Raw genomic sequence first — 21,666 nt, forward strand, 5'->3', positions numbered from 1 at the left:
GGTGGCCTGGTGACCCGGAAGACTGGAGACCCGGTAGAAACACGGGGTCCGCGTCGCGGTCTTGAACGTTTGTGCGCATTGACGGATCGCGCCTGACGCTCTGACCGTCTGCGTCAGACCGCGACGAAGCCGCCATCGACGAGCAGTTCCTCGCCGCCAACGAAGCTGCTTTCATCCGATGCCAGGAACAATACCGCCTTGGCGACCTCTGCGGTCTCGGCGAGCCGGCCGAAAGGAATAGCCTGCTTCATCCATTCCTCGGCACCGGCATTGTTTTGAAGGTAGGTCTGCATTGCCGGGGTCAGGACCATGCCGGGGGAGACGACGTTCACACGTATTCCGCGGCTTTTCAGATCGACCGTCCAGGTTCGCGCAAATGAGCGGATCGCTGCCTTCGTCGCGCTGTAGACGGAAAGGTTGGCGAAGCCCTTGCTGCCGGCGCCCGATCCGGTCAATACGACGGCACCGCCGGCAGACATCAGCGGCAGAGCCTTCTGCACCGTGAAGACAGTGCCCTTGACGTTGATGCCGAAGACACGGTCGAAGTGGTCTTCCTCGATACCGCCGATCGGGGCGGACTCGGATATGCCGGCATTGGCGAAGACCACGTCCACGCGACCGTGATCCTGCTTTATCCGAGCGTAGAGCCTGTCGAGGTCCGAGGGATCGCTGACATCGCCCTGAACGCCGATGGCACCGTTCGCGATCTCCTCGAGCGCTTCTTCCAGGCGTTCCTGCCGGCGCCCCGTGACATACACATGGGCACCCTCGGCTGCGAATGCCTTGGCTGTGGCCAAGCCGATGCCGTCCGTGCCGCCCGTAATCACCACAACCTTTTTATCAAACCGTTTTGCCATGTCGTTGCTCGCTTCCTAATTAAGTGGAGGATTGCTCCACTTTCTATATGGAGGTACGCTCCACTTAGCAAGTCGCGTTGAGGCAAATCTTTGGAGGCGAATCTTTTGGCTGACGAAATCCCATTGCGGGCCGACGCCCAGCGAAACCGGGAACGCATTCTCGCCGCAGCCGAAGAAGTCTTTCTCGAGAAAGGGGCCAACGTGTCCCTGGACGATGTCGCAAAACGCGCCGGCGTCGGCATCGGGACGCTTTACCGTCGCTTCCCGACACGAGAGGAGCTTCTGGCCGCGGCCTACAGCTCTCGCTTTTTGGCCCTTGCCGAAACCAGCCGATCAAGAGACGCGGGACGTGATCCGCTGAACGCGATGCGCTCTTATCTGGAAGAACTCGTTCAGCACACCAACGTCTATCGTGGCCTCGCCGCGTCGCTCGGAACAGTGTTGCAGGTCGGCACGCCCGGCTGCGTGGAAACCAGCAGGGAAGGTGTGCGGCTTCTGGAAAATGCGCAGGCGGTGGGGGTTATCCGGCACGACATCAGCTTCAGCGACATAGTAAGCATAGCAACCGCCATCTCGCTCGCCACGCAACAAGATAGCGCGCCGCAGGCACACATAGCTCGTCTCGTGGGAGTGTTCATGGATGGGATGGCTGTGCGCTGAGGTCTGGCCGATGACTGCTGTCGGCCCCGAAGCGGTCATGAGAAGGCTGGTCAGAAAATGTCGGATAAGGGTGGAGAAGCAGACTGGCAGGTGTCGGGTCACTCTCCTAGCTCGGCTCTGTAGTCTCGGTTGTGAAAAGGATTTGCGGAATTACAACTAAACGCCGATGAGATCGAAGACAAAAACTAAAAGTTGACAACCCGACAGGGAGGGGCCATATATCAATAGTCGATATTTGCTTGCTGAGCTTTGGTTATCGCGCGTCTGACACCGCTCCCTGAACGAACCTTTTCTTTCAAAAATCGCTATCACCGTCCGCGGCGCCTTGAGCGTTGTGGTTCTCTTATTGCTATGAAAGGGTTCATCATGACCACTGGCACAGTTAAATGGTTCAATTCGACCAAGGGCTTCGGCTTCATTCAGCCTGACAATGGCGGCGCCGATGCGTTCGTTCACATCTCTGCCGTCGAGCGCGCCGGTATGCGCGATCTCGTGGAAGGCCAGAAGATCGGCTATGAGCTGGAGCGCGACAACAAGTCGGGCAAGATGTCGGCTTGCAACCTGCAGGCCGCCTGAATCATCCCGGTATCCGCTCTCCGTTGACCACGGATGTACTGGCACTGTCGAGAGCATGAGACCAGCAAGGTCAGGCAGGTTGCCTGGCCTTTTTTTGTTCCCGCGGTACCTTGCGGCGCCCAATCCGGAAAAGACCATGTCACAGACACACAGCAAATCCCGCCAGAAGGCGGAGATTGCCTTCGGCAATGCCCAATCACAATTCTTCGCTCGCAACAACGCCGTCGAGGAACTCGATTCCCTCGTTCTGGCCCGTGACGAAAAGACCCGGCGGCTTCGTGAAGCCCGCCTTGCAAAAGAATTGAAGGACCGGGCGGCGGCGACCGCCTCTCTCATTGCTAAACGAGCCAAGAAGGCCTGACTCGTTCAACACGTTTGCAGGACAAAGATTTGAAGAACGCCAGAAATAACGACCTTTCCGATCGCCGTACTGCGGCTGCGGAAGCAAAGTCCGCTCTCCTGAAGGCCTATCGTGCGGCAAGGAGTGTCGCCGAACCCGCCAGATTGGCGAGGCAAGCGGAACGCATGGCCATCGCCGCTGCCAGGGAAGAGCGGCGCCTTGAACGCGAACGGTTAAAGCGCGACGAGGCCGAACGCCGGGTGGCCGAGACCGCTGGGCAGCAGGCGGCTGCCGATGCTGCGGCGCGCGCCGAAACCGAAGCGCGCGAGGTGGCGGAAAGAGATCGGATCGCCCGGGTGCTCGAAGACGAGGCTATCCGCAAGGCTGAGCGCGACCGGCGCTATGCCAACCGTAAGGCCAGGCGGTCCTAGAGCGCCGTGCGTCCAATCGGACGCACAAAGGAGGCTCTATCCCTTTGAACCTACGCATCAGGCTTTCCGAAAATCGATTCTGATTTTCGGGCCGATGCTGTAGGCGCCTTCGGCGACGACGAAGCCCGGCGCGGCTAGCGGTTTCTCCGGTCTGTTGCAATCTGCCACCGCCGGCACGGCGTAAACTGCTGCCAAAGACCCATCAAACCGAAAGGAGCCTCCATGCCAGAAACCCCCGGCGAACTCCAGGCAATCAACACGGCCTGGCAGATCGCTATTCAGGAAATCCTGCGGATGGTGATCCGCGACATCTATCATGCGGACGGAGAGGTGGCCTTTTTGGCGAACATCAGGCGCATTGAAGAGGCTGCGGTCGACAGCATTTATTCCGACCTGCGGCTGCGCGGCACGAACGAATGGACGGAAGTACTTGTCAAGGAGAGGGCGAGTAACTTTGTCACCACGCTGCTGACATCGTTCACATACGATCGCACCTGATGGAGGCTGACGCTCCAGATCGAGCGACATGTCAACCTTTCGCATTGTGACGCTGGCAACGAAAGCTTGTTCTGACGACCGCATTTGGCGCGAAGCGGCCGACCACGTTGGCGGCCTCTGCTGCCGAATTCCGCAACCCCGTCATTCCCCACACTACCCATACACATCATAATCCACCGCTGCCTTGACGCCGGTCTCCGCCCGGTGACGAACCTTCTTTACGACCGGCTGCGTGAATGTCAGCGCCAGCGCATCCCCCTCGTTGGGCGATGGCAACCCGCGGTCCTTCATGTCTTCCTTGCTTTCGAGCTGGATCTTGCCGTCCAGCCGCGCCACGGTCTCCGGCCCCACCAGATCCTGATAGAGAGCCTCATTGGCGGGGTCGATCGCGCCGCCGGCCTTCAGCCAGCGTTTCATCTGCCCCCAGATATAGGCGCGCATATTGTAGTAACCAGGGTCCAGCACCCTGGTGGAACCGAACCAGACGAGCTGCCAGGAGCGGCCCATGACCATGCCGGCGCTGACGATGCCCGTTCCATAGCCGGCATCGACGAAGACCGCATCCGCCTCATATTCATCCTCCAGCCGGGCAATAAGATTGGCGACCTCGATGTCATTGTCGTTGCGGGCGATGGTCGCGAGCCGCTTCGAGTAGAGCCCCTGGCGCAGCATGATGACAGTCGGGTCATCGCCCGTCCAAGCGGGGTCGACGCCGATAATGACCGGCGCGAAGCCATATTGCTCGGATCGAAGATGGACGCTGCGCGCCCGGTCGGCATCATCTGCGGAGATGAACTGCATGGCGGACTGGCTCGGAAACTGGCCGCGCACGCGCACCTTGACGATATCGCTATCCTCGCCGTGATCGTCCACGAGACGTTGCAGGAACTGCTTGTTGGTGCCAGGCACCGAGCGGCTGTCGATCTGCCTTCCGGTCCAGCGGTGACGGAAGCGGCGGAAACACTCGCGGAAACGGCCGCTGTTCCGCGTCGGGTTGCCGAAGACGATCCAGATGATGACGGTGTCCTCATCCGTCAGCGCGCCCTCGGCCACTTCCCAGACCTTGTCGTGGATCTTCGAGGCTTCGTCGAAGAGCAACAGGATGATCCTGCCCTTGTTGTGCAGTCCGGCAAAGGCTTCCGTATTGTGCTCACTCCAGGAGATGAAATCCTGCCGCCAGCTTTCGCTGCGCTCGGGATCGCGTGACTTGATGGACATGGCCTGCACATCGAACCAGTGCGCGGTGATGGAGAGGCGGAACCATTTGCCGATCTCGGGCGCCGTCTTGGTGCGCAGCTGGCCCTCGGTATTGGCTGTTGTGACCACCTTGCAATCGGCAAAACAGGACATCGCCCAGTTGGAGAGCATGCCCATTTCAGCCGATTTGCCGATGCCGTGGCCAGAGGCGACCGCGATCTGCAGCGGCTGATAGCGGGTGGCGGGATCGGCCAGATGGGCGCCGATCAGATCGTTGATCTCGTCCTGCCAGGGGCGGGGGCCGTCATAGCCGGCGAGTTCGCCGATACCCCAGTCCCAGGCGAGCCGGCTCCAGCGTTTCGGGCTGAAACGGCAGGACGCGGCAAGCGCGATGATCTCGTCGTTGGGATCGCGGCTGTCGCCCGAGACGGCGGGCAGGGCGGCGGCGGGCAGGGGTTTTTGAGGCGTCATGGTTATTGCGCCTCGCCATCATTGCGCTTCTGTGCCCGCTCCAGCCGCTCGGCGAGCGCGGTGAGGCCCTTGTGCTCGACGATCTCCTTGAAGGCGTTGATGCGGATATGCTTGCCGATCAGCTCCAGCCGGCGCAGCCGCTCGGCGAATTTCACCTTCTTCACATGGCCGACCTCCCTGCGTTCCTTGCCGGTGCCCTCATAGAGCGCGGAGATTTCGACATCCGTCACCAGCCCCTGCCGCCAGATGGAGGGCCATTCCCTGATCGGCTTGAAATCGCCGTTCTCGTCATAGAGATCGCCGAGATCGGCTTCCGCTTCGGCCGCAAGCCGCGTCAGCAGCCAGTCCGCATCGATTTTCGTGCGCTCCGAGCGCTCCGCCGTCGCCGTTTCGATGGCGGCGGCGATGGCCGGTTTCTTCAGGAGCAGCCAGGCTCTCTTCTTGGCGCCGCGCGGCGAATAGCCGGCCCTGATCGCCGCGTGCGCGCCCACAGTATCGACGAGATATTCTTCCACGAAGCGCTGCTGGCGCGCCGTCAGTTCCGTCATGCGATCGGCTCCCGGTTTGCCCGAGAGAGTGCAGGCCAATGGTTGTCGAGGCGATATCGGACCAAAGTCCTATGCAGGAACTTTTTCGGACACGTGGCGTTTTGCGCTTCTGCCAGACCTCGTTCCCTGCGTTCCTGGCGCTGGAGAAGAAAGAGCCCGTGGGCATGTCCTGAACGGGCGATGCCTGCACCCGGTGTGGACCGGATCGCGGCCACGGGGATTAACCACCGCTATTAACCGAAGGAAAAGCTCTTCGTTGCTGAGAAAATCAATTTGATAATACTGCGGCAGAGAGGAGAGGGAGCTTTACGATGCTTGAAAAATTGATAAAATCTCTTGGTGTTTCCAAGAAGAAGCGCCGGGAGAGAGAAATAAACTGGATCGGCTACAGCGAAAAAACTTCCCGGCTGGTGATCGAATTCACCGATGGCACCAAGCGCACCCATCTCAATGTCATGCCGGGCTACATCGTCGGCCTGCGGGTGGCGGCCGATAAGCTGGATTACTACGAATCCCAGATCGTGCCCGCAAATGTCGCCCTCGAAGTATCGGGCGCAAGGGCAATTGCCAATACGAGCACGAGAGCAAGCATCCATATCAGGCCAGGTGTAAACATGGGAGCCCAGAGCATGAGAGCCCAAAACATGGGAGCAAGAGCGGCGGCGGCGCCAAGAAAGCGCGAGGCATAGTCCTGAGATCTCGCCTCAGATCCGCTTCCGGATAGCGACGATGGAACTCTCATCACGACTGATCAAAGAGATCACCTATGATGCGGCGACGCAGACCCTCGACGTCAAGCTTCGCCTGAAAGGCCGTCGCCGCTATTTCAACGTGCCTCCCGCCGTCGTCAAAAACCTGCTCACCGCGCCGTCGCCCGGCTGGTATTACACGCAGCACATCCACCATGCCTTTGCCCGCACCGACGACGAACCTCCTCCACGTTTCTCCTTTTTCCGGCTTCGCTTGCACCGCCATCCCGCGGCGGGCGGAATTTTGAAGGCCGAGACGCCGCGCCATCAGGGCACAATGCTGCCGGCATGGCTGCAAAAACTGTCTAAGTCTTTGAAAATGAATAAGTGACGCACCAGGGGCGAAAAAACTTTCAAATTTTTCTCGTCATCCGGCACTCTCTTCTGAATTGAATTTCTTTACGCGTATTTTCAGGGAAAGTGGATCACTTATTCAGAATCAATGACTTAGCAGGATTTTGGGGCGTTTTTGCTGCACTAATCCGATTTCTTATTCATTTTCAGGTGGTTAGCCGGGATGGAAGAGGAAATGGGGCTGGTATCGGCTGTCCCGGAAGCGGGATAACGGGGGTGAGGGATGGCTGGTGTTGTGCCGCGGGACACCCCCCTCTGCCCTGCCGGGCATCTCCCCCACAAGGAGGGAGATCGACAAGCGGCCAGACCTTCGCACATCACAAACGTTGCGCAGTTTGCAACGCTTGTTGTTTGGGGAAACCGGCGCGCCCAGCCAATCTCCCCCTTGTGGGGGAGATGCCCGGCAGGGCACAGGGGGGTGCCAGGGAGTTCAAGTCAGCATGCGAAGGCAAGCTCAATCCGGCATCTGAATGAGGTGCCGATCCGTCAGGTGGCTTCGCTGCGCCACCGCATCTTCCACCACCGACGGACGCAGGCCAAAGGTTTCAGCTTTTCCGGCCTCGGATGCTATTCATGCGCAGCTCTGGCGTAAGCCACACCCAGAACCGCACCGTAGACCAGGTGAAGAACAAGGGTGGCCACGACCGCCCGAAGGCCGAGCGACAGTGCGAACAGGCCATGGCCGGCCATGGGCATGAAGACGATCATCATCGCGAGCCAGGCTAAAGCTCCGAAAATGAGGCCCCTGACGACCGGGAGGCCCGGAAGGTCTGCGTGCATCGCCGCATAGATGGTGCCCCAGACGATTGTTCCGAGGGCAAAGTGGCCGATCCATCCGAACGACAGGGCCATGATCGTGCCTGCCGGCAGTTGGGCCAGACGCGCGATATCTGCGATTACATCGAGCTGCGGCATCAGGCCCGCCGCCTTCTGGGCTATCATCAGGATGGAAATTACGACCGTGGCAGTGAAGCCGGCGATCAGCCCGGCCCGTTCATCCAGGAGCGTCGGCATTGGGTGGTGGAGGAGTTTCATGGCGTTGCCTCATGAGCATAAGGTTGACACGCGAATTCCGAACCGGGTCGATTCGGAGCCGCGCGCCTGCCAGAGGCATGACCGCATCCTCGATTTCATGGGAACCCGGCATGTACCGCTAGCAGGCTCCAACATCATTATACACCGATTGCGCTTAAAAGATCAGCAATTTGATGTGGCAATCAGGCGCTCGGCCGACGCCTCGCGGTATCGTTCGGACGTCGCAACAGCACGTATGGCCCACCCCCGGCAGCCCGGCAGGACAGAGGGGGGCCGGGGGACGCAAGAGAGAATTCAGGCTCGATCCGGCATCCGGATAAGGCACTCATCCGTGAGACAGCTTCTTCGCACTACTGTGCCATTCCCGCGCAGGTCAAGTTGCATACCAGTGAAACTCCCCGGCAGGATGGCCTGAATGATGGCATCCTCAAGATAAAATCTACCAAAACGGCTTAGCCCAATTCCTGCAATCATCAGGGGTGGTGCCGCCATTATTGTCGCGATAATATCGGCCTGATCTCCGGGCGGGCCTCGACTTGGAACTTGTTGCTTGGCCCAGCGTATTGTTCAGGCGTTGTTCTATCGATCGAGGAATAAAGATGTCTTCAGAATCCACGCGTCTCACATCCGAGGCAATTACACTATCGGCTGCCGCCATTCTGAACTCACTCATCTCCGTGCTCGGCAATAGGGGTCTGCTTTCCCCTGAGGAAGAGCGGGAAGTCTACCGCGCCGCCGCCGAGATGATCGATGAAGCCTCCGGCGACGACGAGGACGGAACCTACGAGCTGGCGCGTGAACTGATCGAACTCAGGCTTGCCGATATATAGAGCATTTCCAGCAAAAGTGCGCAGCGGCGTCTCCAGCGTCGGATCGAGCGGGCAGCCCGAGTGTCGAGCGTTTACGCGCATTCCAAAAACTGATTGCGATTTGAAACCAGTCGAGCTATCCTGCAACTGATTGTATAGGGCAATCAGAATCTCGATGGTGCGGCGCTTACAGCATCGATTCAAAGCACACTCTGGAGGAGGAAGAGGACATGGCCAAGCTTGTATACGGGTTGAACGTGTCACTGGACGGTTACATCGATCACGACAGATTCATGCCCGGTCCCGTTCTCTTCCGCCACTTCATCGAGAGCGTGCGCGGCGCGGCGGCCATCGTCTACGGTCGCCGTATGTACGAACTCATGCGTTATTGGGACGAAGATCATGCGGACTGGGAGCCGGCGGGAGGCGAGTTTGCGGCGGCGTGGCGGAGCCGGCAGAAGTGGGTCGTATCACGCACGCTGAAATCGGTCGGCCCCAATGCCACCCTCGTCGAAGGTGACCTCGAAACTGCCATACGCGGACTGAAGGACCGGCTTACCGGGGAGATCGGAGTTGGCGGATCGGACCTGGCGCGAAGCCTGACGGAGCTTGGCCTCATCGATGAATATCAGCTCTATTTCCATCCTGTCGTGCTCGGCCACGGCACGCCGTTCTTCACAGCACCCAGGCCGCGGCTGCGCCTTGTGGCCAGCGATCGTATCGACGAGGACGTGATCAGGCTGACTTACGTTCCGGCCTGAGGCAGGCGCGCGCCAGAGGTCACGATTGCTCGCTTCGATGCGCGTGGCGAGCACCAGCCTGTTCGAAAATATACCGCACAAGCTGTGTTTTTGCGTGCATCCCGGGGTGACGCACGGCACGTCAGAAGACGAAAAGGTCATCTCCAGGCCTCGAACGATCCCGAGCGCCCCACCGGCCGCGCAACGCTCCAAATTTCCTCTCAACCTCCACAGGCAAACCTGCTGCCATGCCAGTCGGGCATGCCGGGGGTCATCATATGGGCGTAGGGGGGCATCACCCTCATACCCCGGATTGCTGTCGTTCGTTCCCGCGCGAAAGCTGCCAGTATGCAGCCTTGGAATGCTGCTTCGTGGAGCCGGTTGAGGGGCAGATCCAGGAGGCTGGTGGACGGGAGAGGGGACGCCGCTTATGCGGAGAATTCGGGTTAGTAGTCTTGAGTACCTGAGTACATTTGGTGGAGCGTTGAGTATCTGTCGTGCACCCTCAGCCTGGAGCGCAGTGCTGGGAACCGCGACGGTTGTGTCTTCCACGAGTGCCGAGGGTTCCCTAAGCTTTGCCAATCAGGGCAGCTTTACCGATCCGGGCGGTGGCGCCGTCCCGTCCTCCTTCGCAGGCAATATGATGCAGCCTGCCGCACCGATCTCCTTCGGCGGCGTGCAGACTGCCTCCCTATCGCCGACGGCGATGCCGGCGCCCGCGGGCGATGGCGGCGCGCTGGACGCGTCTACCACGACGGCGTCGATCCTCCCGGCGCAGCAGACGACGACCACGTCCACCGAGCGCACCGTGCTCGGCCCGGACCCGTACCAGGAGGCGGCGACGCTGCCTGCGGCGCCGACGCTGACAGGCGTCACCAGCGATGCCGGCACTGCGACCGCCACCACGTCTGCGACCGATCCTGCCGCCGGTACCGGCACGGAGTCGTTACGCCTTCAGACCTCGATCGCCTCCATCTCGCTGCAGCCGAGCGAGAGCGTTTCGGCCGAAACCCCCGTGGCCTCGGCGACGCTTGCAGCGCCCGCGGCTGCGGCTGCGGCTGTTCCCAACAAGATCGCGCTCGAGAACATGAAGCAGGGCAACCCCATCAGCGAATGGGGGCTGGAGGGCGACGGCAACGGCACCATCCAGGGCTTTGCCACCGAAATCAGCACCAATGTCGGCGGGACGGTCGATTTCAAGATCGCCACGGATTCCACCCATTACCGCATCGATATCTACCGCATGGGCTATTATGGCGGTATGGGCGCGCGCAAGGTGGACTCGATCGAGAAAACGCTGACCACGGCGCAGGTCCAGCCGCATCCGATCGTCGACATGTCGCTCGGCCTCATCGATTGCGGCAACTGGTCGGTGTCGGCCAGCTGGCAGATCCCTTCCGATTTCGTCTCGGGCGTCTATTTTGCCAAGCTGGTGCGCGAGGATGGGGTCGAGGATGCTGGTATCATCCCCTTCGTCGTGCGCGACGATGCTTCCACCAGCGATATCGTCTTCCAGACGTCCGATACGACATGGCAGGCCTATAATGCCTGGGGCGGCGCCAGCCTCTATTACGGTGAAGTGCCCGTCGATCCCGCCGATATGATCGGCTACCTGCCGCCGAACTGCAGCTGCGGGCTGACCGCGATCGGCCGCGCCTCGGCGGTCAGCTATAACAGGCCCATCATCACCAATACGAGCCCGGTCGGCGGCTCGCACGATTTCATCTTCGGCGTCGAATCCTCTGCCATCTCGTGGCTGGAGCAGAACGGCTACGACGTGTCCTATATCTCGGGCGTCGATGCGACGCGCAGCGGCAGCCTGCTGCTCAACCATGATGCCTATCTCTCCGTCGGCCATGACGAATACTGGTCTGCCGAGCAGCGCGCCAATGTCGAGGCCGCGCGCGATGCCGGCGTGAACCTCGCCTTCTGGAGCGGCAACGAGGTTTACTGGAAAGTCCGCTGGGAAAGCAGCATCGACGGCAGCGGCCAGGCCTACCGCACCATGGTCTGCTACAAGGAGACCTACGGCACGAGCACGGACCCGAGCGGTGTCGGCACCGGCACGTGGCGCGATCCGCGCTATGCCGATCCGGGGCAGGAGCCCGAGAATTCGCTGACGGGCACGATGTTTACGGTGGACAGCTACCGCCAGGATACGATCTCCATCCCCTACGACTATTCGAACCTGCGCTTCTGGCGCAACACCGAGGTTTCGGAGCTGCAGGAGGGCGATACCTACAATCTGGTGCAGAACCTGCTCGGCTACGAATGGGATTCCGATGTCGAGAACGGGTTCCGTCCGGCTGGACTGATCAACCTGTCGCTCTCTTCGGTCTCGGTCGATACGTATCTGCGCGATTACGGCTCGACGATCGGCTCTGCCGTCGCAACCCACAGCCTCACCATGTACCGGGCGGCAAGCGGCGCGCTGGTCTTCGGCGCCGGCACCGTCTTTTGGTCCTGGGGCCTGAGCGACAACCACCAGGGTCCGACGACATCGACCGATCGCAACGTCCAGCAGGCGATGGTCAACATGTTTGCGGACATGGGCATCCAGCCGACGACGCTGGATGCGAGCCTGATCCTCGCCACCCAATCGACCGACCTCTTGAAGCCCACCTCGTCGATCACGTCGCCGGTCATCGGCGCAAGCTTCCTCGAAGGGCAGCACGTGACGATCACGGGCACGGCGCAGGATTTCGGCGGCGGCATCATCGCCGGCGTCGAGGTTTCCACCGATGGCGGCCAGCACTGGTTCAAGGCGACCGGCCGCGAGAACTGGAGCTATAACTGGGTCGTCCAGGCGAGCGGCACCTATACGATCCTGTCGCGCGCCGTCGACGACAGCGTCAATCTGGAAGCGCCCTCGGCCGGCAAGCAGGTCACGGTCAACCTGCCGGGCACGCAGGGCCTGTGGACGCTTGCGGAAAAGCCGGCTACCGAAGTGGCCATCGATCGCGATCCCGTCGAGCTCGGCCTGCGCTTCCAGGCGACGACGGCGGGCTTGGTGCAGGGCATCCGCTTCTACAAGGGTTTCTACAATATCGGCGAGCATGTCGTCAGCCTCTGGGCGAGCGACGGAACGCTGCTGGCGACGGGCGTCTCGACAGGGGAATCGCTCTCCGGCTGGCAGACGGTGATGTTCTCCAGCCCGATCCAGATCGCGGCGGGCACGACCTATGTGGCCTCCTATCACAGCAACGGCTACTACTCGATGACCGAGAATTATTTCAGCCAGCCCTATGCGAGCGGCCAGCTGAAGGCGGTCGATGGCGGCGGCGTCTTTGCCTATAGCGGTGCCAGCACATTCCCCGGCCAGAGCCCCGGCGGCACCAACTACTGGGTGGATGTGGTCTTCGATGCCGGCCCCAACAGCCTGCCGGTCGCGACCGACGACAGCGGGCTGATCGCCAGCCATAACGGAACGCTTGTCATCTCCATTGCCGCGCTGCTCGCAAACGATACCGATGCCAATGGCGATGCGCTCACCATCACCGCCGTCGGCAATGCGCTGAACGGCACGGTCACCCTCGACAAGCAGGCCGGAACCGTCATCTTCACGCCGGCCAACAATTATTCAGGCCCGGCAAGCTTCACCTATACGGTGTCGGACGGCCGCGGCGGCACGGATCAGGGCAATGTCAGCCTCACGATCCAGTCAGGACCGGCCGGCGAGACGGTGTTTACATCGGGCGAAGGGCCGACGGGGGCCGGCTTCAACGACAATACGCCGATGGAACTCGGCATGAAGTTCGTCGCTTCGGCAAACGGCACGATATCGGGCATCCGCTTCTACAAGGCTGCGGGCGATACCGGCGTGCATACCGGCTCTCTCTGGAGGGCGGACGGCACGCTGATCGCCACGGTCAGCTTCAACAACGAGTCGCTCTCCGGCTGGCAGACGGCGACCTTCTCCACGCCGCTGCAGATCACGGCGGGTGCGACCTATGTCGCCTCCTACCACACGACCGGCAGTTATGTGGCGACGGCAAACTACTTCACCACAGCCCATACCAACGGCTCGCTGACCGCACTTGCGGGCAATAACGGCGTCTATGCGGTCGGAGGTACGGCCTTCCCGACATCGAGCTACCAGTCGAGCAATTACTGGGTCGATGTCGTCTATAACCAATCGACCGGCAACACGGTGCCGGTCGCCGCCAACGACAATGGCTATACGACCTATGCCAACACGGCACTGTCGATTGCCGCAGCCAACCTGCTCGCCAACGATACCGATGCCGATGGCGACCCGCTCTCGATCACCGGCGCCAATGGCGCGGTCAACGGAACGGTGACGTTCAACAGCCAGACCAATACCGTCACCTTCACGCCGACGACGGGTTATACGGGTGCGGCAAGCTTCTCCTATTCGATCTCGGACGGGAATGGCGGCACGGCGTCGGCGACCGTCAGCCTCACGGTCAACTCGCAGCCCGGCGGCGGCACAACGTCCAGCCTGTTCACCGGCGCGGACACGTCTGGTGTCACCGCCGCCAACGATGCGAACGCGGTCGAGCTCGGCGTCAAGTTCATCGCTTCAGCCAACGGCCAGATCACCGGGCTCACCTATTACAAGAGCGCCCAGGATACCGGCACGCATGTCGGCTCGCTCTGGACCGCGAGCGGCCAGCTGCTGGCGCAGGCGACGTTCATCAACGAGTCGGCGAGCGGCTGGCAGACGGTTTCCTTTACGCAGCCGATCAATGTCACGGCCGGCACCACCTATGTAGCGAGCTACCATTCGAACGGCTTCTACTCGGCGACGCCGAATTATTTCACCACGGACTTTACGAATGGTTCGCTGACGGCGCCGTCAAGTGCCACGAGCGGCGGCAACGGCGTCTATGCCTACGGTTCGAGCAGCCTGTTCCCGACCGCTTCCTACAGTGCCACCAACTATTGGGTCGACGTCGTCTATCAGGTGAAGCAGAACGTCGCGCCGGTCGCGGCCAATGACAGCGGCTTCTCGACGAATACGGGCGTGCCGATCACCCTCCAGGCCTCTGTTCTCACGGCCAACGACACGGATGCCGATGGCGATCCGCTCACGATCACCGGCGCCAGCGGCGGGGTCAACGGAACGGTGACGTTCGACAGCCAGGCGCAGACCGTCACCTTCACCCCGAACGCCGGCTATTCCGGCCCGGCAAGCTTCAGCTATTCGATTGCCGACGGTCACGGCGGCACGGCATCGGCACAGGTCTCGCTAGATATCAACGACCCGGCGACCGAGCAGAACCTGTTTGCTGCCAATGCAACGCCTGCCATCGTCAACACCAACGACAACCAGCCGGTCAATCTCGGCATGAAATTCCAGGCCGATACGGCAGGCTGGATCACCGGCATCCGCTTCTACAAGGGGGCCGACAATACAGGCCCGCACAACGGCTATCTCTGGACCGCCTCGGGCACGCTTCTCGGCAGCGTCACCTTCAACAACGAAACGGCGAGCGGCTGGCAGACCGCCGCGCTCACGCAGCAGGTGGCGATCTCGGCGGATACGACCTACGTCGTCTCCTACAGCACATCAGGCAACTATTCGGCGACCGGCAATTACTTCAGCGCCGATGTGACGAATGGCGATCTCAAGGCGCCATCAGGCAATAATGGCGTCTATGCCTACGGGGCGGGCGGGCTGTTCCCGAGCGCCAGCTATAACAGCACAAACTACTATGTGGACGTGGCGTTCAGACCGCAGCTTGCGGCGTGAAACCCCGCTGACATGTGAGGCCCAAGCACCTGTAAGACAGGGCATCCGGAAAGGGTGATGATATCGATGATGCATGCAGACAACAGATTGCCGGTAACGGTTCTCGCCGGGTTTCTCGGCGCCGGCAAGACGACTGTCCTCAATCATGTTCTGAGTAATCGAGAGGGTCGCCGGGTTGCTGTCATCGTCAATGATATGAGCGAGGTCAACATCGATGCGGATCTCGTGCGCGAGGGGGGTGCAGACCTCTCGCGCACGGACGAGACGCTGGTAGAGCTCACCAATGGATGCATCTGTTGCACGCTGCGCGACGATCTCCTGAGCGAGGTGCGGCGGCTGGCCGCTACCGGCCGTTTCGACTATCTCCTGATCGAGGGCACCGGCATTGCCGAGCCGCTGCCGGTCGCAGCCACCTTCTCCTTCCGCGACGAGAACGGCGCAGCGCTCTGCGATGTGGCGCGGCTCGACACGATGGTCTGCGTCGTCGATGCGGTCAATCTTCTGGCCGATTACCGGAGCGGCGAATTCCTGGCCGATCGCGGCGAGAGGCGTGACGGCGACGACGAGCGCAAGCTCGTCGAACTCCTGGTCGAGCAGATCGAATTTTCCGATGTCGTCATCGTCAACAAGGCAGGCGAGGTGCCGTCCGCCATGCTCTCGGAGGTTCGCCGGGTCGTCGCGGCGCTCAATCCGGATGCCCGCGTCATCGATGCGGTCTTCGGCCAGGTGCCGCTATCGGCGATCATGGATACCGGCCTGTTCAGCGAGGCGAAGGCCGCCCGCCACCCGTTCTGGCACAAGGAGCTTTACGGCTGGGGCGACCATGTGCCGGAGACCGAGGAATACGGCATATCGAGCTTCGTCTATCGCAGCCGCCGGCCCTTCGATCCCGCGCGGCTCGCCCGCGTCCTCGATCAGCCGTTGCACGGCATCATCAGGGCGAAGGGGCATTTCTGGCTGGCGACCCGGCCGGACGAGATCGGCCTCCTGTCGATTGCCGGCACACAATGCCGCATCGATACCAGGGGATTCTGGTGGGCATCGGTGCCGCGGGCGCACTGGCCGCGCCATCCGCAATTCCGCCAGTTGCTGGACCGGCACTGGGACGACGGCTGGGGCGATCGTCGCCAGGAGCTGGTTTTCATCGGTTCCGGCTTCGACGAGGCGGCGATCCGCGCCGCCCTCGACGATTGCCTCACCGGTGAGGAGACGGGTTTCGATCCGCTGACTGCCGTCGGCCTTCGAGATCCGTTTCCAGCATGGGGGCACGCACATATCCATGCGCATTCAAAGAGTTAGAGCGTCCTAATGGACGTAAGACGCCCTAAGGTGAAGGTGTTTTGATTATCAACCAGAGGAGAGAACAATGAGCAGCGAACTTTATGCCGACGGCATCGGCGAAATCACCATCACGGGAACGATCGTGCGGATCGACCTGATGTCGCTGTCGGCCACCGACCGCGATGCCAACAACAATCCGAAGCCGGTCTTCCGCCAGCGCATCATCATGCCGGTCGATGCCTTCGCCAATGCGGTCGATCTCATGCAGAAGGCGCTCGGCGGGCTGGTCGAGGCGGGTGCGGTTCGCCGCATCGGCGACATGTCGGCTGCCGCGGCCGCCGATATCCAGGCGGCGCAGGGCGGTACTTCGAACGCTTCGCCGAACTTCAACTGATAGCGGTACCTCGGTCTCTTTTGTTTCGGGTGGGCCATGAGTGAATTTCTGCATACCAACCTGCATTGTCTTGCGCTCGTCGCACGTCATCACGGCGTCGATCTTTCTCCTGAGCGGTTGCAGCACGATTATGCCGTCGGCAGCGATCCGGTTGCCGTGCGGCAGCTGCTGCGCATGGCCAAGGATGCCGGCCTGAGGGCCAGGCATCTCGATCTCACCTGGCGAAGCCTGTTCCAGCTCGGCGAGGCCTTCCCGGTGCTTGCGGAACTTTCGAACGGCAATTGGGTGGTCATCGCCGGTGCCGTCGGGGAGGGCGAGGAGGAGAGGATCCGCGTTCTCGACCCGCTTGCCAGCCGCGCCGAAGTGATTGATCTGAGCGAGGAGCAGTTCGCCAAGGCCTGGCTCGGATCGGTGGTGCTGCTGAAGCGCAACTATCGCATGTCCGACGAGGACCGGCCCTTCGGCTTCCGCTGGTTCATCCCCGAGATCATCAAGCAGCGCAGCTTCTTCCGCGATGTCGCGCTCGCCGCCTTCGTGCTCTACGGCCTCGGGCTGACGACGCCGATCTTCTTTCAGCTCGTCATCGACAAGGTGCTCGTGCATCAGAGCTATGCGACGCTGACGGTTCTGACGGCGGGTATCGCGATCGCGCTCGTCTTCGACGCGACCTTCACCTTCCTGCGCCGCTACCTGCTGCTCTATGCCACCAACAGGATCGACATCCGGGTCGCGACGCGCACCTTCGGCCACCTGCTCAACCTGCCGATCGCGCTCTTCGAGCAGGCCTCGGCCGGCGTTCTCGTCAAGCATATGCAGCAGACGGGCCGCATCCGCGAATTCCTGACCGGGCGGCTGTTTCTCACGCTTCTGGACGGCGTGTCGCTCCTGGTCTTCGTGCCGATCCTGCTTCTCTACAGCGTCAAGCTGACGCTCGTGGTGCTCGGCTTCGCAGCCCTTGTCGGGCTCGTGGTGATGCTGCTCGTCGGGCCGTTCCAGCGCCGCCTGCAGGCGCTCTACCAGGCCGAAGGCGACCGCCAGGCGCTGCTGGTGGAAACCGTGCACGGCATGCGCACCGTCAAATCGCTGGCGCTGGAGCCGCGCCAGCGCAAGGTATGGGACGATTATTCTGCCCAGTCGATCTCCGTGCGTTTCCGCGTCGAGAAGATCTCGACCATCGCCCAGGCGATGACCGGGCTGCTGGAGAAGCTGATGAGCGTTGCGATCATCGGGCTCGGCGCGCTCGACGTGTTCTCCGGCACGATGACGATCGGCGCGCTGGTCGCCTTCAACATGCTCGCCGGCCGCGTCTCCGGGCCGCTCGTGCAGATCGTCACCATGGTGCATGAATATCAGGAAGTGGCGCTCTCCGTGCGCATGCTCGGCGAGATCATGAACCAGCGGCCGGAGCAGGCGGGCCGCGGGCGAGGGGTGCGGCCGCATCTGCATGGCCGCATCGAATTCGACAGGGTCTCCTTCCGCTATGCGCCCGATGCAGCGCCTGCGCTCGACAATGTCTCCTTCGCCATTCCGGCGGGCTCGGTCTTCGGCGTGGTCGGCAAGAGCGGTTCGGGCAAGACGACGATCACCCGGCTTATCCAGGGGCTCTACCAGAGCCAGGAAGGGCTGGTGCGCATGGATGGCTATGACAGCCGCGAGATCGACCTCGTGCATCTGAGAACCAGCATCGGCGTCGTGCTGCAGGATAATTTCCTGTTCCGCGGCTCGGTGCGCGACAATATCGCCGCCGCCAGACCCGATGCCAGCATCGAGGAGATCATGCAGGTTGCCCGCATCGCCGGCGCGGAAGAGTTCATCGAGCGGCTGCCGCGCGGCTTCGACACGATGCTGGAGGAAAATGCCGCCAACCTCTCCGGCGGCCAGAAGCAGCGGCTTGCGATCGCGCGGGCGCTGATCACCGATCCGAAACTCCTGATCTTCGACGAGGCCACCAGCGCGCTCGACCCTGACAGCGAGGCGATCATCCGCGAGAACCTGAGCCGCATCGCTGCCGGGCGCACCGTCATCATCGTCTCGCACCGGCTTTCGACGCTGGTCGATGCCGATGCCATTCTCGTCATCGATCGCGGCAAGGTCGCCGATATCGGCCGGCACGACCAGCTCGTGTCGCGCTGCATGACCTACCGCCACCTCTGGGCACAGCAGATGAGGCAGGTCGCATGAACGCGCATGTCAGAAAATCCGAAGAAAACATGCCGGTTCCCTCGGGCAAGGGGCCATCGGACAAGGGTCCGGGGAAAGGCCAGGAAAAGGGAAAGCAGCTCGTCGCCCGCCCGCCGCTGCCGCCGGCGATTGCCGAGTTCCAGTCCGATGCCGTCGAGCTGGAGGAACGCGCGCCGCCGCGCGTGGCGCGCATGACGCTCTATTGCGTGACGGCGCTGCTTGCCGCCACCATCACCTGGGCCTCGGTCTCCGAGATCGACGAAGTGGTGATTGCGCCCGGCAAGCTCGTCACCACCCAGCCGACCATCGTCGTCCAGCCGCTGGAAACCTCGATCATCCGCACGATCGACGTGAAGGCCGGCGAGGTGGTGCATGCCGGCCAGACGCTGGCGACCCTCGACGCCACCTTCAGCCAGGCCGATGTCGACCAGCAGCAGGCGAAATTCTCGGCGCTCGACGCGCAGGTGAAGCGCATCGAGGCGGAGCTTGCCGGCGACGATTATTCCGCCATGGCTGGTAAGACGCCCGACGAGATGCTGCAGGTGCAGCTCTTTACCCAGCGGCATGCTTTCTACAGGGCGCAGCTGCAGAATTTCGACCAGCAGATCGCCGGCCAGTCGGCAGCCCTTGCCGCAGCCAAGAACCAGGAGGCCGTGCTCATCGACCGGCGCGACACGCTCTCGCAGATCGAGGGCGCGCGCACGCGGCTCTACGACAAGCAGAGCGGTTCGCTGATCACCATGCTCGGCTCCCGCGACGCCCGCCTCGACGTGGAATCCGATCTCACCGCCGTTCGCGGCAAGGGTGACGAGGCGGCGCATGCCTATGCCAAGCTGCGCGCCGACCGCCAGGCCTTCATCGAGGATTTCCGCCGCGCCGCGATGGAGCAGCTGGTGGAGCTGCGCGGCCAGCGCGACATGGCCGACGAGGAACTGAAGAAGATGGAGCTGCGCCGCAACATGGTGTCGCTGACGGCACCTGCCGATGCCGTCGTGCTCGATCTCGCCCAGCGCTCCATCGGCTCCGTCGTGCGCGAGGCCGAACCTGTTGTCACGCTGGTGCCGATCAACGTGCCGCTCGAAGCGGAAGTGTCGATCAACACCCGCGACATCGGCCGCATCGCCGTCGGCAAGGAGGCGCGCATCAAGCTCGACGCCTATCCCTTCCAGAAATACGGCACCGCATCTGGCGAGGTACGCACCATCAGCCAGGACACGTTCATGACCGGCCAGCAGCCGGAACAAACCGCCACGCCCAGCCAGCCGGCCGCACCCTTCTTCAAGGCTCGCATCCTGCTTGCGGATACAAGGCTGAATGCCTCGGACGTGCCGGTTCGGCTGCTGCCGGGCATGACCGTGTCGACGGAAATCAAGGTCGGCCAGCGGACGGTGATCTCGTATTTCCTCTATCCGCTCATGCGCGGGCTGGATGATGCGATACGGGAGCCGAATTGAGGGTTCCGCCGGCGAGGTGTAGGGCGAGGGGCCACCTGCACGCGCCATGGGATGGGGGCGCGCTGTCACTGACGGCGCTGCCCCCAGACCTGTGATGGGGGGCTGTTTTTTAGGTGCGCGAGCGTGGAGGGGGAAGCGGCGCATCTCCGTCATCGCTGTGGGAATCTGTCACGACAACGGTTGAGGCGGGCTCGCCGATAGCCATGGCCGCTTCTGAGCACAAGCGGACTTTTTCGAAAGATAGGGCCGCTTTGCGCCCCCATGTCAGTTATACACGCCGTAGTGAAACGCACCTGAAAGCAGACATCCCGACCTCACGTCTGCTGTGCGCAAACAGGAGACGTGCCTCTACGCCTGCTGAAGGACTTGTTTCGGCACCATTTAGGTTCTTCAGAGCTGATGCGTGTATTCCTGAAAGCTGTCTCGTCCTCAGAGAGGCGCGAATTGTGCGCCCCTTTAGCGCAGATTAGTCGGCTTGCCGCTTGATTTTGTGCGTAATGTCTTCCACCTGAAACAGTCGACACCACTCGACTTCAAAATCGTCGATATTGAAAATCGCGACATTGTAGCCGTCCTCACCGAACGCGCTTTTGTACGCCACGCCGTCGTAACCGAGGGAGCGAAACAACTCAGCGAGGATCTGCGTGGGAGCGTACTCCGCTGCGTCGTCGGACCTGTCTGCCGGCGTTGAGAATGCCCTGTCGATATCCGACCAGACGGCTTTCTCCAACTCCGCGCGTTCTGGCTCTTTGAAGTATATGAACTGCTTTTCGGCGAGAATGCTGCAGTCGATCAATTTCAGTTCGCGCAAACATTTCAAAACGGCGACAGTCACGTAAGCGCCGATCGCAGGTCTGACTTCCGATACTGCCGTGGCGTCGTCTGTCGCCATATAGAGACAGGGTATGCCGCGGGGGTTCACGCGCCCGTCGCTGGCCCGGTCACGCAAAGGCATCATGCGGGTCTTGTTGGCCGCGCACGCGATATCGTCGACGTAGATGTCCTCACCGTCGTCGCCGGTTTGATATATCGGCCTCAGGCCATGTGCCACTTGAGCGCGCCTTAACCTCGCGCCCACGTTGACGATATTCTCTCGGGTATGACACGTCGCAGCGACGGCTTGCAGAAATTCTTCCGTCTCCGGAGAGCGAATGAAACGACGTGACTTCACGACCTCGCGTCGGAAATGATGGTAATCACGATGCGACTTGAAAGTCAGAGCCAAACTCTCTTCTGTCACGACTTCACTCCCCAAAATTCGACAATCACTACGTCAGTACTAGATGCTCAACTGATCAGGGAACATGCTCAAGAAGGTTTCCCCGACAATGCGCGCTCCGCATGTCGAATAAGTCGCGCATTCAAGCCCGCCCCC

19 protein-coding genes are annotated in these 21,666 nt (G+C 61.6%); 14 read left to right on the forward strand and 5 right to left on the reverse strand.

The genetic code is table 11. The features are described 5' to 3' along the window. Positions 1-113 precede the first annotated feature (113 nt). Positions 114-857 (reverse strand): glucose 1-dehydrogenase, encoded by a 744-nt coding sequence (locus FHT87_RS29915; protein WP_183806314.1) that lies wholly within the window; start codon positions 855-857, stop codon positions 114-116. A 105-nt stretch (positions 858-962) separates the two neighbouring features. Here FHT87_RS29915 and FHT87_RS31465 point away from each other — a divergent pair, with 105 nt between their 5' ends. From FHT87_RS31465 to FHT87_RS29940, 5 genes are all read left to right on the forward strand, one after another. Next, positions 963-1,517, forward strand: coding sequence for a TetR/AcrR family transcriptional regulator (locus FHT87_RS31465; protein WP_183806316.1), 555 nt, complete (start codon positions 963-965; stop codon positions 1,515-1,517). 366 nt (positions 1,518-1,883) lie between these two features. Beyond that, positions 1,884-2,093 carry a cold-shock protein gene (locus FHT87_RS29925; protein ID WP_183806318.1) on the forward strand — a complete coding sequence of 70 codons (210 nt, stop codon included), beginning with the start codon at positions 1,884-1,886 and terminating at the stop codon, positions 2,091-2,093. 136 nt (positions 2,094-2,229) lie between these two features. Next, positions 2,230-2,454, forward strand: coding sequence for a hypothetical protein (locus tag FHT87_RS29930; RefSeq protein ID WP_183806320.1), 225 nt, complete (start codon positions 2,230-2,232; stop codon positions 2,452-2,454). A gap of 29 nt (positions 2,455-2,483) precedes the next feature. Then, entirely contained in the window at positions 2,484-2,864 is a 381-nt protein-coding gene (locus tag FHT87_RS29935; RefSeq protein WP_183806322.1) for a DUF6481 family protein, read from the forward strand. A 222-nt stretch (positions 2,865-3,086) separates the two neighbouring features. Then, entirely contained in the window at positions 3,087-3,362 is a 276-nt protein-coding gene (locus FHT87_RS29940; protein WP_183806324.1) for a hypothetical protein, read from the forward strand. 153 nt (positions 3,363-3,515) lie between these two features. Here the strand turns inward: FHT87_RS29940 and FHT87_RS29945 are convergent, their stop codons facing one another. Together FHT87_RS29945 and FHT87_RS29950 are read right to left on the reverse strand one after the other, a co-directional pair. After that, on the reverse strand, positions 3,516-5,030 hold the full coding sequence (locus FHT87_RS29945) for a terminase (RefSeq protein WP_183806326.1): 1,515 nt from the start codon (positions 5,028-5,030) through the stop codon (positions 3,516-3,518). Between the two features lie 2 nt (positions 5,031-5,032). Next, entirely contained in the window at positions 5,033-5,578 is a 546-nt protein-coding gene (locus tag FHT87_RS29950; RefSeq protein ID WP_183806328.1) for a terminase small subunit, read from the reverse strand. A 311-nt stretch (positions 5,579-5,889) separates the two neighbouring features. Between FHT87_RS29950 and FHT87_RS29955 the strand changes: the two genes are divergently transcribed. Together FHT87_RS29955 and FHT87_RS29960 are read left to right on the forward strand one after the other, a co-directional pair. After that, positions 5,890-6,267, forward strand: coding sequence for a KTSC domain-containing protein (locus FHT87_RS29955; protein ID WP_183735846.1), 378 nt, complete (start codon positions 5,890-5,892; stop codon positions 6,265-6,267). Between the two features lie 40 nt (positions 6,268-6,307). Further along, complete coding sequence (locus FHT87_RS29960) at positions 6,308-6,658, forward strand: KTSC domain-containing protein (protein ID WP_183806329.1); 351 nt, start codon at positions 6,308-6,310, stop codon at positions 6,656-6,658. 590 nt (positions 6,659-7,248) lie between these two features. On the opposite strand, the gene FHT87_RS29965 is transcribed toward FHT87_RS29960, so the two are convergent. Next, positions 7,249-7,716, reverse strand: a complete 468-nt coding sequence (locus FHT87_RS29965) for a DUF1440 domain-containing protein (protein ID WP_246698235.1) — start codon at positions 7,714-7,716, stop codon at positions 7,249-7,251. A gap of 599 nt (positions 7,717-8,315) precedes the next feature. Here FHT87_RS29965 and FHT87_RS29970 point away from each other — a divergent pair. The 7 genes from FHT87_RS29970 to FHT87_RS30000 all read left to right on the forward strand — a co-directional run bounded on the left by FHT87_RS29970 (position 8,316) and on the right by FHT87_RS30000 (position 20,291). Next, positions 8,316-8,546 (forward strand): hypothetical protein, encoded by a 231-nt coding sequence (locus FHT87_RS29970; RefSeq protein ID WP_183735849.1) that lies wholly within the window; start codon positions 8,316-8,318, stop codon positions 8,544-8,546. 209 nt (positions 8,547-8,755) lie between these two features. Then, positions 8,756-9,286 (forward strand): dihydrofolate reductase family protein, encoded by a 531-nt coding sequence (locus FHT87_RS29975; RefSeq protein ID WP_183806330.1) that lies wholly within the window; start codon positions 8,756-8,758, stop codon positions 9,284-9,286. A gap of 409 nt (positions 9,287-9,695) precedes the next feature. Then, positions 9,696-14,981 carry a DUF4082 domain-containing protein gene (locus FHT87_RS29980; RefSeq protein ID WP_183806331.1) on the forward strand — a complete coding sequence of 1,762 codons (5,286 nt, stop codon included), beginning with the start codon at positions 9,696-9,698 and terminating at the stop codon, positions 14,979-14,981. 66 nt (positions 14,982-15,047) lie between these two features. Next, positions 15,048-16,280, forward strand: a complete 1,233-nt coding sequence (locus tag FHT87_RS29985; RefSeq protein WP_183806428.1) for a GTP-binding protein — start codon at positions 15,048-15,050, stop codon at positions 16,278-16,280. Between the two features lie 67 nt (positions 16,281-16,347). Continuing rightward, positions 16,348-16,656, forward strand: a complete 309-nt coding sequence (locus FHT87_RS29990) for a hypothetical protein (RefSeq protein ID WP_183806332.1) — start codon at positions 16,348-16,350, stop codon at positions 16,654-16,656. Positions 16,657-16,692: 36 nt separating this feature from the next. Continuing rightward, a complete protein-coding gene (locus FHT87_RS29995; protein WP_183735854.1) occupies positions 16,693-18,837 on the forward strand; it encodes a peptidase domain-containing ABC transporter in 2,145 nt (714 codons plus the stop codon). Beyond that, on the forward strand, positions 18,834-20,291 hold the full coding sequence (locus FHT87_RS30000) for an HlyD family type I secretion periplasmic adaptor subunit (protein ID WP_183806333.1): 1,458 nt from the start codon (positions 18,834-18,836) through the stop codon (positions 20,289-20,291). Before FHT87_RS29995 ends, FHT87_RS30000 begins: the two co-directional genes overlap by 4 nt. Positions 20,292-20,757: 466 nt before the next feature. On the opposite strand, the gene FHT87_RS31565 is transcribed toward FHT87_RS30000, so the two are convergent. Further along, positions 20,758-21,531 carry an RES family NAD+ phosphorylase gene (locus tag FHT87_RS31565; protein WP_183806335.1) on the reverse strand — a complete coding sequence of 258 codons (774 nt, stop codon included), beginning with the start codon at positions 21,529-21,531 and terminating at the stop codon, positions 20,758-20,760. Between the last annotated feature and the right edge of the window lie 135 nt (positions 21,532-21,666).

The organism is Rhizobium sp. BK316, assembly GCF_014193695.1.
Taxonomy (GTDB): Bacteria; Pseudomonadota; Alphaproteobacteria; order Rhizobiales; family Rhizobiaceae; genus Rhizobium.

What these genes read in the sequence shown, in the direction of transcription:
- FHT87_RS30000 (WP_183806333.1), top strand. Translation starts at nt 18,834, where the DNA reads ATGAACGCGCATGTCAGAAAATCCGAAGAAAACATGCCGGTTCCCTCG.
- FHT87_RS29915 (WP_183806314.1), bottom strand. Translation starts at nt 857, where the DNA reads ATGGCAAAACGGTTTGATAAAAAGGTTGTGGTGATTACGGGCGGCACG.
- FHT87_RS29925 (WP_183806318.1), top strand. Translation starts at nt 1,884, where the DNA reads ATGACCACTGGCACAGTTAAATGGTTCAATTCGACCAAGGGCTTCGGC.
- FHT87_RS29990 (WP_183806332.1), top strand. Translation starts at nt 16,348, where the DNA reads ATGAGCAGCGAACTTTATGCCGACGGCATCGGCGAAATCACCATCACG.
- FHT87_RS29960 (WP_183806329.1), top strand. Translation starts at nt 6,308, where the DNA reads ATGGAACTCTCATCACGACTGATCAAAGAGATCACCTATGATGCGGCG.
- FHT87_RS29955 (WP_183735846.1), top strand. Translation starts at nt 5,890, where the DNA reads ATGCTTGAAAAATTGATAAAATCTCTTGGTGTTTCCAAGAAGAAGCGC.
- FHT87_RS29940 (WP_183806324.1), top strand. Translation starts at nt 3,087, where the DNA reads ATGCCAGAAACCCCCGGCGAACTCCAGGCAATCAACACGGCCTGGCAG.
- FHT87_RS29980 (WP_183806331.1), top strand. Translation starts at nt 9,696, where the DNA reads ATGCGGAGAATTCGGGTTAGTAGTCTTGAGTACCTGAGTACATTTGGT.
- FHT87_RS29945 (WP_183806326.1), bottom strand. Translation starts at nt 5,030, where the DNA reads ATGACGCCTCAAAAACCCCTGCCCGCCGCCGCCCTGCCCGCCGTCTCG.
- FHT87_RS29985 (WP_183806428.1), top strand. Translation starts at nt 15,048, where the DNA reads ATGATGCATGCAGACAACAGATTGCCGGTAACGGTTCTCGCCGGGTTT.
- FHT87_RS29965 (WP_246698235.1), bottom strand. Translation starts at nt 7,716, where the DNA reads ATGAAACTCCTCCACCACCCAATGCCGACGCTCCTGGATGAACGGGCC.
- FHT87_RS29950 (WP_183806328.1), bottom strand. Translation starts at nt 5,578, where the DNA reads ATGACGGAACTGACGGCGCGCCAGCAGCGCTTCGTGGAAGAATATCTC.
- FHT87_RS29930 (WP_183806320.1), top strand. Translation starts at nt 2,230, where the DNA reads ATGTCACAGACACACAGCAAATCCCGCCAGAAGGCGGAGATTGCCTTC.
- FHT87_RS29995 (WP_183735854.1), top strand. Translation starts at nt 16,693, where the DNA reads ATGAGTGAATTTCTGCATACCAACCTGCATTGTCTTGCGCTCGTCGCA.
- FHT87_RS29975 (WP_183806330.1), top strand. Translation starts at nt 8,756, where the DNA reads ATGGCCAAGCTTGTATACGGGTTGAACGTGTCACTGGACGGTTACATC.
- FHT87_RS29970 (WP_183735849.1), top strand. Translation starts at nt 8,316, where the DNA reads ATGTCTTCAGAATCCACGCGTCTCACATCCGAGGCAATTACACTATCG.